The organism is Citrobacter sp. LUTT5 (assembly GCF_009905315.1).
Lineage (GTDB): Bacteria > Pseudomonadota > Gammaproteobacteria > Enterobacterales > Enterobacteriaceae > Citrobacter > Citrobacter freundii.
The window spans coordinates 996,291-1,009,874 of record NZ_CP047606.1 but is presented as its reverse complement, the minus strand read 5'-3'; the positions used below and the strand labels follow the sequence as shown (position 1 = coordinate 1,009,874).

Here is a 13,584-nt window from a genome sequence, read left to right as displayed (position 1 = left end):
GGCCTGTCGAAGTCGACAAGCCGAACCCATTGTCTTTCACACAGCATTACAAGGCGAAATCCAATGGGTATTAAGTTCATTACAAACGCTCAAACAGGACCATTGATTCCAGGTGTCCAGTGTGCGGGAACATATCGAGCATCGCCAGCCGCCGGATGGCGTATCCCGCATTGAGCAAAGCATCGCTGTCACGAGCCAGCGTTGCCGGGTTACAGGATACATAAACAACGCGTATAGGTTCTAATTTTATAATATGTTGCATCACACCTGCAGCCCCCGCACGCGCAGGATCGAGCAAAACTTTGTCGAATCCGTTTTTCGCCCACGGCTGCCGGGTAACATCTTCCTCAAGGTTTTCATGAAAGAACGTCACATTGTGTAATCCGTTATTCAGCGCGTTCTCCCGACCTTTTTCCACCAACGCCGGAACACCTTCCACGCCAACCACGCTTGCTGCCCGAGTTGCCAGCGGCAGAGTAAAATTGCCCATTCCGCAGAACAGATCGAGTACGCGATCTTCAGGTTGAACATCGAGCCATTCCAACGCACGGGCCACCATTTGCTGGTTTACCCCTTCATTGACCTGAATAAAATCACGCGGGCTGAAGGTTAACCGTAGTCCATTTGAGTCATACCAGGGTGATTCTTCTGATATTGATTCCAGTATCTCGCTTTGCGGGGCCAGAAACAAAGACAGCCCCAGAGAATGCGAAAAGCATTCCAGTTTTTCTTTATCCGCTGCACTTAATGGCGCCGTGTGGCGCAAAATCATCAGGGTTCCGCTCCCTGCCTGCACCAGTTCAACATGTCCAAGGTGGCGTAACCCTTGAAGACTTTCCAGACACGCCCTGAGATGGGGCAATAACGCTTCAAGCTGGGGCACCAAAACAGGGCATTGTTTGACATCGATAATGTCGCTGGAGCCTGATTTACGAAACCCCATCTGCAATTTTTGTTCTTTTGGCCGATAGTTCAGGCTCAATCGGGCACGACGACGATAGCCCCACGGCGTATCAGCTATAACATCTGACACGTCACATTTCATTAAACGCGACAACGCCGCGCTTTTACTACGCTGCTGTAACGAGATGCTGGCATGCTGCTGCTGGCAACCGCCGCATACGCCAAAATGCGGGCAACGTGGCACTTCACGCTCAGGGCTGTTGTTCAAACGTCGTTTTACTTGCGCGCGGGCGAACTGTTTTTTATCTTCGGTAATCACCACCTCGGCGCTTTCCTGGGGTAGCAATTCCGGTATAAACAACGCTTTTCCGTTATGGCGAGCGACGCCCTGACCAAAAGGATCGAGGTCATTGACGGTAACGGTTATGATCTGACGCGTCGTCACGCGTCGTTTTGCAGAGTAGAATTGCGCCATCGACGAGATATTTCTCTATTTAACAGTGTGACCCTAATTGTCCCATAACGGAACTCCATGACCAACTACAGCCTGCGCGCACGCATGATGATTCTGATCCTGGCCCCGACCGTCCTGATAGGTTTGTTGCTCAGTATCTTTTTTGTTGTGCATCGCTATAACGACTTGCAGCGTCAACTGGAAGATGCTGGTGCCAGCATCATAGAACCACTCGCGGTCTCCAGCGAATATGGCATGAACCTGCAAAACAGGGAATCTATCGGCCAGCTTATCAGCGTGCTGCATCGTCGCCATTCCGATATCGTGCGGGCAATTTCTGTTTATGACGAAAATAACCGACTGTTCGTCACCTCTAATTTTCATCTCGATCCGTCTGAAATGCAGTTGGCGACAGGTTCACCGTTTCCCCGTAAGCTAAGCGTCACCCGGCACGGGGATATCATGATCCTGCGTACCCCGATTATATCGGAAAGCTATTCACCAGATGAATCCGCCGTAAGCGATGCGAAAAACACCAAAAATATGCTGGGGTATGTGGCGCTTGAGCTGGATCTTAAGTCCGTGCGATTGCAGCAGTACAAAGAGATCTTTATCTCCAGTGTAATGATGCTGTTTTGTATTGGTATTGCGTTAATTTTTGGCTGGCGTCTGATGCGAGACGTAACCGGCCCGATTCGCAATATGGTGAATACCGTTGACCGAATTCGTAGAGGACAGCTCGACAGCCGCGTGGAAGGTTTCATGCTGGGCGAGCTGGATATGCTCAAAAATGGTATCAACTCGATGGCGATGTCACTTGCGGCTTACCATGAGGAGATGCAGCACAACATCGATCAGGCCACCTCTGACCTGCGTGAAACGCTGGAGCAGATGGAAATCCAGAACGTCGAACTGGATCTGGCGAAGAAACGCGCCCAGGAAGCGGCGCGTATTAAGTCTGAGTTTCTGGCTAACATGTCGCACGAACTGCGAACACCGCTGAATGGCGTGATTGGCTTCACCCGTCTTACGCTAAAAACCGAGCTCAACACCACGCAGCGCGATCACCTGAATACCATTGAACGCTCGGCTAACAATCTGCTGGCTATCATCAATGATGTACTCGACTTCTCAAAACTTGAGGCGGGCAAGCTGATTCTGGAAAGCATTCCCTTCCCGCTGCGCAGCACGCTGGATGACGTCGTTACGCTGTTAGCGCATTCATCCCATGATAAAGGGCTTGAGCTGACGCTGAATATTAAGAATGACGTGCCGGACAACGTCATCGGCGATCCGCTGCGCTTACAGCAGGTAATCACTAATCTGGTTGGCAATGCCATCAAATTTACCGAAGGCGGCAATATCGACATTCTGGTCGAGAAGCGCGCCCTTAGTAACACGAAAGTGCAGATTGAAGTACAAATCCGCGATACCGGAATTGGTATTCCTGAGCGCGATCAGTCACGCTTGTTCCAGGCCTTCCGCCAGGCGGATGCCAGTATTTCCCGCCGCCACGGCGGTACCGGGCTGGGCCTGGTCATTACGCAAAAACTGGTCAACGAAATGGGCGGGGATATCTCCTTCCATAGTCAACCGAACCGGGGTTCCACGTTCTGGTTCCATATCAGCCTCGATCTTAACCCTAACGTTCTCGTTGACCGCTCAACCACGCTCTGCCTGGCCGGTAAACGACTGGCCTACGTCGAACCGAACGCCACTGCCGCACAGTGCACATTAGATATCTTGAGCGAAACGCCGTTGGAGGTGATTTACAGCCCTTCATTCTCCGGGCTGCCGAAGGATCACTACGATATTCTGCTGCTCGGCATTCCGGTTACTTTACGCGAACCGCTCACCATGCAGCATGAGCGGCTGGCAAACGCTGCGGCGATGACCGACTTTTTGTTACTGGCCCTGCCTTGCCATGCGCAGATTAACGCCGAGAAGTTAAAACAGGGCGGCGCGGCGGCATGTCTGTTGAAACCTCTCACCTCAACTCGCTTACTGCCTGCGCTGACAGAGTATTGTCAGGTGAATCACAGCACGGATCCGCTGCTGTTAGACGATAGCAAAATTGCGATGACCGTTATGGCGGTAGACGACAACCCGGCGAACCTAAAGCTGATTGGCGCACTGTTGGAAGATAAGGTGCAGCACGTCGTGCTCTGCGACAGTGGGCATCAAGCGGTGGATCGCGCCAGACAAATGCAATTTGATCTGATCCTGATGGATATTCAGATGCCAGACATGGACGGCATTCGCGCTTGTGAACTAATCCACCAGCTTCCTCATCAACAGCAGACACCGGTCATTGCGGTCACCGCACACGCCATGGCCGGGCAGAAAGAGAAGCTGCTCAGCGCCGGGATGAACGATTACCTGGCGAAGCCTATCGAAGAAGATAAGCTGCATAATCTGCTGTTACGCTACAAACCCGGCGCAAGCACAGCGCTTAGGGCGATCGCCGTTGAACCCGTTGAGCCGGTAGTCAATCCGAATACCACACTCGACTGGCAGTTAGCATTAAGACAAGCCGCAGGTAAAAACGATCTGGCGCGGGATATGCTGCAAATGCTGCTCGATTTTCTGCCCGAAGTACGTAACAAAATTGAAGAACAGCTGGTCGGTGAAAACCCTGAAGGGCTGGTGGATATGATCCACAAGCTGCACGGCAGCTGCGGTTATAGCGGCGTTCCCCGCATGAAAAACCTGTGTCAGCTTATTGAGCAGCAATTACGTAGCGGGACCAAGGAAGAAGAGCTGGAGCCTGAGTTTTTAGAGCTTCTGGATGAAATGGACAACGTTGCGCGCGAAGCGAAGAAGTTGTTGGGGTGATATTCGCAGGAAGGCGGCGTGACCGCCTTATCCAACCTACAACTCAGCGTAATTGCTGCCCGGCTTTAAGCGTTGCGGCCACGTTTCGCGCCGTCATTCGTACGTTGTCGCTCGCGTTCTTTAGCGCCTCATCCAGGGTACAGATGGTATAGATGACGCTGAAAACCGCATCCAGCCCATGCTCGTGGACCACACCGACATCCGCCGTCAGGCTACCGGCAATGCCGATAACCGGTTTGTTGTAACGCTTTGCGACCTTCGCCACGCCAACCGGAACCTTACCGTGAATGGTCTGACTATCAATGCGCCCTTCACCCGTGACCACTAAATCCGCATCCGCAACGCAGGCGTCAAGGTGCAACGCATCCGTTACTATCTCAATACCGCAGCGCAACTGTGCGCCGCAAAACGCATATAGCGCCGCCCCCATACCACCAGCGGCTCCACCGCCGGCCAGATCCAGCACGTTGACGTCCAGATCGCGGGCAATGAGTTGCGCATAGTGCGTGAGTGCCCGATCCAGGCGGGTAATCATCTCCGGCGTCGCCCCTTTTTGCGGGCCAAAAACCGCAGAAGCGCCCTCTTCACCGGTCAACGGATTAGTCACGTCGCAAGCCACTTCAATACGACACGCAGCAAGTCGCTGGTCTAACTGAGAAATATCAATCCGAGCGAGCGATTCGAGGCCAGCCCCGCCATGGGCAATATCGTTATTTTGCGCATCCAGCAATTTTGCTCCCAGCGCTTGCACCATCCCGGCACCGCCATCATTGGTGGCGCTTCCGCCAATTCCAATGATGATATGCTCAACGCCAGCGTCCAATGCATGACGGATTAACTCCCCGGTTCCCCAGGATGTCGTTTTCAGCGGATCGCGTAACCCCGTAGGAACCTGTTCCAGTCCGCTGGCGGCCGCCATTTCGATAAAGGCCGAGCGCTCATCACCGGATAAACCATAAAATGCCTGAATTGTGTTGCCCAAAGGGCCGGTAACATCAACATGTACAAGGTGACCTTGCGTTGCGGCAACCATCGCTTCGACCGTTCCTTCACCGCCATCTGCAACCGGAATCTTCACGTAATCCGCATCGGGCCAGATCTCACGAAACCCCTGCTCAATAGCCGTTGCCACTTCAAGCGCACTCAAACTTTCCTTATAGGAATCCGGTGCGATTACTATTTTCATAAAGCATCCTTACGCATGTTGACTGTGTTAAGCATATACCAGGATAAAAACCGCCCCTTAATGGGAGCGGTCCCAGTTCGCTTAGCGTACCATGCACGGACGCTTATTATCAAACGTCCAGTTCGGGATCAGATACTGCATTCCCATCGCATCATCACGCGCCCCCAATCCATGTTGCTGGTACAGCTCATGCGCTTTCATGACCTGATCCATATCCAGCTCCACGCCCAGACCCGGTTTTACCGGAACCTGCACCATGCCGCCTTTGATTTCAAATGGCTCTTTGGTCAGGCGTTGATTGCCTTCCTGCCAGATCCAGTGGGTATCAATCGCGGTAATTTTGCCCGGAGCCGCTGCCGCGACATGCGTAAACATCGCCAGCGAAATATCAAAGTGGTTGTTAGAGTGCGATCCCCAGGTCAACCCAAACTCATGGCACATTTGCGCCACGCGGACAGAACCCTGCATGGTCCAGAAGTGCGGGTCCGCCAGTGGGATATCCACGGACTGCAACGACAGCGTATGCCCCATCTGACGCCAGTCGGTGGCGATCATGTTGGTGGCGGTCGGCAGACCGGTAGCGCGGCGGAATTCCGCCATCACTTCACGACCAGAGAAGCCCTGCTCGGCGCCACACGGATCTTCCGCATAGGCCAGAGAACCCTTCAGATATTTGCCGATCTTAATCGCTTCGTTTAGCGACCACGCGCCGTTCGGATCCAGCGTGACGCGGGCCTGCGGGAAACGCTTCGCCAGCGCAACGATAGATTCCGCTTCCTCTTCCCCGGCCAGCACGCCGCCTTTCAGTTTAAAGTCGTTGAAACCATACTTCTCATACGCAGCTTCCGCCAGGCGCACTACCGCATCCGGGGTCATCGCCTCTTCATGACGCAGACGATACCAGTCGCACTTCTCATCCGGCTGACTCTGGTACGGCAGCGGCGTTGCCTTACGGTTACCCACGAAGAACAGGTAACCCAACATTTCAACTTCGCTACGCTGCTGTCCATCACCCAGCAGAGAGGCGACGTTTACGCCCAGATGCTGACCTAACAGATCCAACATGGCCGCTTCGATCCCAGTAACCACATGAATAGTGGTACGTAAATCAAAGGTCTGCAAACCGCGACCGCCCGCATCACGATCGGCAAAAGTATTGCGTACCGCATTCAGCACGTTTTTGTATTCACCTAACGTTTTGCCTACCACCAGCGGGATCGCATCTTCCAGCGTTTTGCGGATTTTTTCTCCGCCGGGAATTTCACCCACGCCGGTATGACCGGAGTTATCTTTAATAATCACAATATTGCGCGTGAAGAATGGAGCATGTGCGCCGCTCAGGTTCATCAGCATACTGTCATGACCCGCAACCGGAATAACCTGCATAGAGGTAACCAATGGGGTAGAAAATTGTGCGCTCATAATTAAGTCCTTATTCAAAATTAGTGGCGGCCGAAAACGGGACGTTTACGGTCAAAAGTCCATCCAGGAATCAGATACTGCATTGGGCCTGCGTCATTACGCGCGCCGCCGGGCAGTCTCTTGTAGGCTTCATGAGCCTTGTTAACCTGATCCCAGTCCAGCTCTACGCCCAGTCCAGGCGCGTCAGGAACAGCAATTTTCCCGTTCTTAATCTCCAGCGGATTTTTGGTCAGACGGCAATCGCCCTCCTGCCAGATCCAGTGGGTGTCGATAGCCGTCGGGTTGCCCGGCGCAGCGGCGCCAACGTGGGTGAACATCGCCAGCGAAATATCAAAATGATTGTTAGAGTGGCAGCCCCAGGTCAGTCCCCAGTCATCGCATAACTGTGCCACGCGTACCGCGCCGGAAAGGGTCCAGAAGTGCGGATCGGCCAGCGGAATATCTACTGAGTTCAGCATCACCGCATGGCCCATTTCACGCCAGTTGGTGGCTATCATGTTGGTTGCTACCGGTAGACCGGTTGCACGGCGGAACTCGGCCATCACTTCGCGGCCAGAAAAACCCTGTTCAGCGCCGCATGGATCTTCGGCGTAGGTCAGAACATCGTTCAGCCCTTTACACAGGGAGATGGCTTCATCCAGCAACCAGGCACCGTTGGGATCAACCGTAATACGCGCATCCGGGAAGCATTTTTTCAGCGCACGAACGGTGTCGATTTCCTGCTCGCCAGGCAGTACACCGCCTTTGAGTTTGAAATCTTTAAAGCCGTAGCGATCCTGCGAAGCCTGAGCCAGACGAACCACCGCCTCACTGTTCATCGCTTGCTGGTGACGCAGGTGATACCACTCATGGTTTCCCGGCGTGCTTTCCAGATACGGTAAATCGGTCTTTGTGCGATCGCCCACGTAGAACAGATAGCCGAGTACGGTGACCGCATCGCGCTGCTTGCCCGGCCCTAACAGTTCACAAACCGGCACGTTCAGCGCCTTACCCAGCAGGTCGAGCAGCGCCGCTTCCAGCGCCGCCACCGCGTTTACCCGTAGTTCAAAGGTCCAGGCACCTTTGCCAAAGGTGTCAAAATCAGCGGCCTGGTTGCCTTTATGCACCTGCTGTACCACCTTATTCAGGCGCGCAACTTCCTGACCCAATACCATCGGGATAGCGTCAACCAGCGTCTGATAAATCACTTCGCCGCCCGGCGCTTCACCGACGCCGGTATTGCCGGCGTTATCGGTAAGAACCACAATATTGCGGGTGAAATATGCATTGTGCGCACCGCCAATATTGAGCAGCATGCTGTCATGACCGGCCACCGGGATGACCTTCATATCGGTAATAACGGGACTCGATTGTGTTGTCATCATCATTGTCCTGCGACAGGTTTCAGTTCGATACGTTTAATATCGCCCACCAGTACCAGATAGCTCACCACCGCAATCAACGCATGCACCCCGACGTAAATCAACGCGCCGTTAAACGAGCCGGTGGTCCCTACGATGTAGCCGATAGCAATTGGCGTGACGATACCGGAGATATTGCCAAACATGTTGAACAAACCGCCGCTCAGACCGCTGATCTCTTTAGGTGCAGTATCAGCCATCACCGCCCATCCCAACGCACCGATACCTTTGCCGAAGAAGGCCAGCGCCATAAAGCCGATGATCATCCACTCCACGTTGACGTAGTTACAGAACACCATCACCATCGACAGCAGCATGCCGAGTACGATTGGTGTTTTACGGGCGATATTTAGCGAACCGGTACGGCGCATCAGCCAGTCGGAAATAATGCCGCCGAGCACGCCGCCGGCGAATCCGCAAATGGCCGGGACCGAAGCGACAAAACCAGCTTTCAAAATCGACATACCGCGAGCCTGCACCAGATAAACCGGGAACCAGGTGATAAAGAAGTAGGTCAGCGCGTTAATGCAGTATTGCCCGATGTAAATACCGATCATCATCCGTGAGCCCAGCAGCTGTTTGATTTGCCCCCACTTCACGCTGAACGGCACTTTAGCTTTGGCGGCCGCCTGATCCATATTGATCAGCGCCCCGCCTTCAGCAATGTACTCCAGCTCTTTTTGGTTTACGCCCGGGTGCTGGTTTGGTTCATGAATCACCTTCAGCCAGATAAAGCTGATAACAATCCCGAGGCCGCCCATAAAGAAGAACACATGCGACCAGCCCACTTCGTGGGTCAGCCACCCCATGATTGGCGCAAAAATAACGGTGGCAAAGTACTGCGCAGAGTTAAAGATTGCGACCGCTGTGCCCCTCTCCTGTGCCGGGAACCATGCCGCAACTATACGACTATTGCCGGGGAAGGAAGGTGCTTCAGCTAAACCGACAAGGAATCGCAACGTAAACAGCGCAACGATAATGCCGAAGCCGCTAAAGATATCGACGAAGCCTTGCAGCAGAGTAAACATGGACCAAATAAAGATGGACCAGAAATAAACACGTTTTGAACCGAAGCGGTCAAGCAACCAGCCGCCAGGGATCTGGCCGATAACATAGGCCCATGAGAAAGCGGAGAATACATAACCCATCCCTACCGCATCCAGACCAATGTCTTTGGCCATCTCCGAACCGGCAATGGATAAGGTGGCGCGATCGCCGTAGTTGAAGGATGTGACGATAAACAACATCACCACTATCCAGTAGCGAGCGTTAGTGCGTTTTTCAGCGCTGCTCGCCGCCTGACTTAATGAACTCATTGTTGCACTCCTGAATCTTGGCTTTCGCCAGTTCATTCTGTACAGCACCTGTAGGGTGATCAGAATGAGAGGTTAGTGTGTGGCAGTTTTGGTACAGCTCAGGGCCGTTTTATTCTGACTCGCTGCCTTTTCGGGAACTGACGGGAAAAGTATATGAAGGAGTGGCTCTTACCCTCACCGTGCATGAACACAACATTCGGGAGGCAGTAAGAAGTTGTTTGGGGCATAAGCCCAAAGCAGTGGAAGTTAGTTCACGTAATTGGGGTTTTATTGCCGGGTGGCGGCTTCGCCTGACCCGGCCTACGGTTCAAATGGGGGTTGTATGCCCGTACGGGCGAGAGATTATTTGAGCAAGGTTCCCCAGTTTTCTACCCAAGGGTTGGATTCGCTTTCCGGTTCAGGATGTTCGCTGGCGTCAATCAGCAACATTTCACCCACGCGCTGTGCGCTTTGCTCCTGCAACAGCGCATCAAACTGTTTGCCACCATTGCAGAAATTAACGTAGCTGCTGTCGCCCAGCGCAATGACTCCGTAATGCAGATTTGGCTGGAAACCGAGATTATCTTTGATCCCCTGAAACAGCGGCACAATGCTATCGGGCAGATCGCCCTGCCCGGTCGTTGAGGTCACCACCAGCACATATTTATCCTGATATACCTGCCAGTCGCTAAGCTCCGGATCTTCAAACACCGTGGCTTTATGACCCTGTGCCGTCAAAATGGCCTCGGCCTCTTCGGCAACCAGCAGCGCGTTTCCGTACATTGTGCCGACAAAAATTCCAATTTCCGCCATAACCGTAATCTCCTGGGACTTAAGAATCTATCTGCTCATCCTGACCTGACATCCCGCTGAACTCAACCCTTTCATTCTCAGGGAGAAGTCCACGCCAGCCAAATTGTGACAATGCCTGCATCCAGACGTCATCCAGCCCGGCGCGAATAACCAGCAGCTCACCGGTGAATGGATGCGTCAGCTCAAGCTGGCTGGCATGCAGCATTAATCGCTGACAACCGAAATGCTCTGCGGCGCTGCGATTTTGCCGTAAATCACCGTGCTTGCTGTCGCCAATTATCGGATGGCGTAAGTGGGCCAGATGGCGCCTGAGCTGGTGTTTCCGACCGGTTTTAGGATCCAGCTCCACCAGTCCATAACGGGTGGTCGGATAACGCCCGGTCGCTACCGGCATTTCTACCGTTGCCAGGCCGCGATAATGGGTGACGGCAGGCTGCGGGCCTTTATCATCGCGGGCAAACTTATCGGCAATCTTATCCAGCTCTTCGACCAACGGGTAATCCAGCACGGCATCATCCATCAGCCAGCCACGCACAATCGCATGATAGCGTTTCTGAATTTGATGATGTTCAAACTGCTGAGACAACAAACGCCCGGCTTCGCTGGACAGTCCCATCAGCAGCACACCGGAGGTTGGCCTGTCGAGTCGATGGGCGGTAAATACGTGCTGACCAATTTGGTCGCGCACCGTTTGCATCACCACCACTTTCTCATCCCGGTCGAGCCAACTGCGGTGAACCAACCAGCCCGAAGGTTTATTGACTGCAACCAGCCATTCGTCCTGATAAAGAATTTCCAGCATCAGGCGTTATCACTGGTAAACAGCGCATCCAGCTCCTGCAATGCCGCCAGGAGAATGTCGCGTTGCGGATGATCGGCTGCTAGCGCCATTTCGTAATACGGTGCAACGGCAAAAGCCTGCGGAAGCGGCTGCGCGTTATCGAGTAGCGTATGCATGCGGGGAATCAACACCCACTGCAGCCACTCAACCGGCTCCATGGTATCCATACAAAAAGGCTGCGTACTGGTAAACAGATGCTCTGCTGGCTCATCCATCCGCCAGTGATTATGTTCACGCAGTAGCGCTTCAAGTGCGTGTAACTGCTGGCGCACACGGTCATGAGTCGTCATGAAATAAACCTCAATGATGAAAAATCTGGCGCGAAGAATAGCACTAGTGGAGGGAAATAAAAAAAGGGAGCACTGTAAAAACAGTGCTCCCGGTTCGTTTCGCAGCATTCCAGCTACTTTTAGTGCTCCCTGCTCATCCGTGACAACTTTTCCTGTGGTCTTGCGACCTTGTTCATCCTGAACTTTTGCATCCTGCTCACATCACCCCGATGTGAAAACTTCATCCTGAAGTATCCTGGCCATCCTGACCCGCCGAACATCCTGACCGGCTCTCATTCTCCGTCCTGGAGGTGTCCTTTAACGCATCCAGCGTCTTCCTCTTTGCTTCGTCCTGAAGCCTGTCCTTGCAACACCGTCCTGGTGTGTCCAGGTGAAGAGCCATCATCCTGATGTTCTCTTCGTTGTGCGACTCCTTGTCGACAGATATAGAATCGCCTGTTTCGCTTTGTCTTACAAGATGCTTACAGGCTTACCCTTACGATTATTTTCGTATGAAAGTTGACAATAAAAGACTAACCAATTGAATAATAATAAATTATTATTTTATCAATTCATTAAGTCTTTACTTATCACCTGGCAATGTCCTACAGGGGATGTAAGAGATCTCTCACAAGATTCAGGGCAAACAGGATTACAGAACTGGCTTAAGTTGAGTGAGGAATTCCGCAAGTGAGGCCGCCAGCACCGTTCGTTTACGGGTTCCCAGCGTTTCTTTGCACACTTCACCGGACAGATTGCACACCGAAATGACGTCAAGCTCATTATCTTGTGTGGCAATAAAAAGCGTAGGCGAAAGCTTAAGTCGCTTTTGCGTAACCAAGTGACCAATCAGGTTTTCCTGAACGCGCCTGAAGTCATCTTCACTCCAGGTCTGCAGCAGCGTCAGCTTTTCATCCGCAAACTGCGCGTGCATATCCCCGGCAAACTGGGTGGTGTAAAAAGCGTGAGCGGCAGGTTGTATCACAATATCAAATGCCCGTTCAACCGCATTGAGGTTTTTTTCGCCGACAAAAGGTTGAGGCTGCCAAAATACCGCATCGTCTGTGGAAGAAATGATGCACGGAGAAGGTACGCCATACAGCTCTTCACTGAGTGGCCAACTGTTGTTTTTTTCATGCCATGCGTCGCAATAACGCGTCGTAAAGGCTACCAACGCCTGCGCTGTCAATTCGTCCACTGATTTCTCTCTTCACAAAAGCCAGGATACACTTGTCGCATAGTGTATCTGGTTTATGACGGTGAAACATGTCCTCTTATGAAAATCATCAGGCGCTTGACGGCCTGACTCTAGGTAAATCAACGGATTACCGAGACAATTACGATGCAAGTCTGTTGCAGGGCGTTCCGCGCAGCCTAAACCGCGATCCGCTGGATTTAAAGGCCGATACCCTGCCTTTTCACGGTGCAGATATCTGGACGCTGTATGAACTGTCGTGGCTGAATACCAACGGCTTACCCCAGGTCGCAGTCGGTCACGTGGAACTGGATTACACCAGCGTAAATCTGATTGAATCGAAAAGCTTTAAGCTTTACCTGAACAGTTTTAATCAGACGCGTTTTGATTCCTGGGATGCGGTACGTCAGACACTGGAAAACGATCTTCGCGCCTGCGCTCAGGGCGATGTCAGCGTGGCGCTGTACCGCCTTGACGAACTGGAAGGGCAGCCGATAGCCCACTTTAACGGCACCTGTATCGACAATCAGGATATCGTCATCGATAACTACCAGTTCAGCACTGCGTATCTGGAAAATGCCGTGAGCGGTGAAAAGGCAGTGGAAGAGACACTGGTCAGCCATCTACTGAAATCCAACTGTCTGATTACCCATCAGCCCGACTGGGGCTCCATACAAATTCAGTATCGCGGACGGAAAATCGACAGGGAGAAACTGCTGCGTTATCTGGTCTCCTTCCGCCACCATAATGAATTTCACGAGCAGTGTGTGGAACGCATTTTCAATGACATTCTGCGCTTCTGCCAGCCGGAGAAACTGAGCGTTTACGCACGCTACACGCGACGTGGTGGCCTGGACATTAACCCATGGCGCACCAACACCGATTTCACTCCGGCAACCGGTCGTCTGGTGCGTCAGTAATCTTTTTTCTCAATTTTGCGTGTCGGATTCCGCGCACAAGGTTGTGAAAGG

11 protein-coding genes are annotated in these 13,584 nt (G+C 52.8%); 2 read left to right on the top strand and 9 right to left on the bottom strand.

Annotated features, from left to right (window positions below; genetic code table 11):
* Positions 1-79: 79 nt before the first annotated feature.
* Positions 80-1,378 (bottom strand): 23S rRNA (uracil(1939)-C(5))-methyltransferase RlmD, encoded by a 1,299-nt coding sequence (gene rlmD / locus GUC46_RS04760; RefSeq protein WP_032938359.1) that lies wholly within the window; start codon positions 1,376-1,378, stop codon positions 80-82.
* Between the two features lie 57 nt (positions 1,379-1,435).
* Here rlmD and barA point away from each other — a divergent pair, with 57 nt between their 5' ends.
* Entirely contained in the window at positions 1,436-4,192 is a 2,757-nt protein-coding gene (gene barA / locus GUC46_RS04755) for a two-component sensor histidine kinase BarA (protein WP_130715416.1), read from the top strand.
* A gap of 43 nt (positions 4,193-4,235) precedes the next feature.
* Here barA and GUC46_RS04750 read toward each other — a convergent pair whose 3' ends face one another.
* The 8 genes from GUC46_RS04750 to syd all read right to left on the bottom strand — a co-directional run bounded on the left by GUC46_RS04750 (position 4,236) and on the right by syd (position 12,616).
* Positions 4,236-5,378 (bottom strand): glycerate kinase, encoded by a 1,143-nt coding sequence (locus GUC46_RS04750; protein ID WP_130715415.1) that lies wholly within the window; start codon positions 5,376-5,378, stop codon positions 4,236-4,238.
* An 81-nt stretch (positions 5,379-5,459) separates the two neighbouring features.
* Positions 5,460-6,800: a glucarate dehydratase gene (gene gudD, locus GUC46_RS04745; protein ID WP_088903103.1), complete on the bottom strand. Its 1,341-nt coding sequence runs from the start codon at positions 6,798-6,800 to the stop codon at positions 5,460-5,462.
* 20 nt (positions 6,801-6,820) lie between these two features.
* Entirely contained in the window at positions 6,821-8,161 is a 1,341-nt protein-coding gene (locus tag GUC46_RS04740) for an enolase C-terminal domain-like protein (RefSeq protein ID WP_044699743.1), read from the bottom strand.
* 2 nt (positions 8,162-8,163) lie between these two features.
* Positions 8,164-9,516, bottom strand: coding sequence for a galactarate/glucarate/glycerate transporter GudP (gudP, locus tag GUC46_RS04735; protein WP_003034105.1), 1,353 nt, complete (start codon positions 9,514-9,516; stop codon positions 8,164-8,166).
* A 342-nt stretch (positions 9,517-9,858) separates the two neighbouring features.
* Positions 9,859-10,308: a flavodoxin gene (locus GUC46_RS04730; RefSeq protein WP_003846536.1), complete on the bottom strand. Its 450-nt coding sequence runs from the start codon at positions 10,306-10,308 to the stop codon at positions 9,859-9,861.
* A gap of 19 nt (positions 10,309-10,327) precedes the next feature.
* Positions 10,328-11,110 carry a tRNA pseudouridine(65) synthase TruC gene (gene truC / locus GUC46_RS04725; RefSeq protein WP_049015111.1) on the bottom strand — a complete coding sequence of 261 codons (783 nt, stop codon included), beginning with the start codon at positions 11,108-11,110 and terminating at the stop codon, positions 10,328-10,330.
* Positions 11,110-11,439 (bottom strand): YqcC family protein, encoded by a 330-nt coding sequence (locus tag GUC46_RS04720; protein ID WP_003034091.1) that lies wholly within the window; start codon positions 11,437-11,439, stop codon positions 11,110-11,112. The genes truC and GUC46_RS04720 overlap by 1 nt, the downstream gene beginning before the upstream one ends.
* Before the next feature lie 631 nt (positions 11,440-12,070).
* Complete coding sequence (gene syd, locus GUC46_RS04715) at positions 12,071-12,616, bottom strand: SecY-interacting protein (protein WP_088903100.1); 546 nt, start codon at positions 12,614-12,616, stop codon at positions 12,071-12,073.
* A 68-nt stretch (positions 12,617-12,684) separates the two neighbouring features.
* On the opposite strand from syd, the gene queF reads away from it, so the two are divergent.
* Positions 12,685-13,533: an NADPH-dependent 7-cyano-7-deazaguanine reductase QueF gene (gene queF / locus GUC46_RS04710; RefSeq protein ID WP_003034084.1), complete on the top strand. Its 849-nt coding sequence runs from the start codon at positions 12,685-12,687 to the stop codon at positions 13,531-13,533.
* Positions 13,534-13,584: the final 51 nt, after the last annotated feature.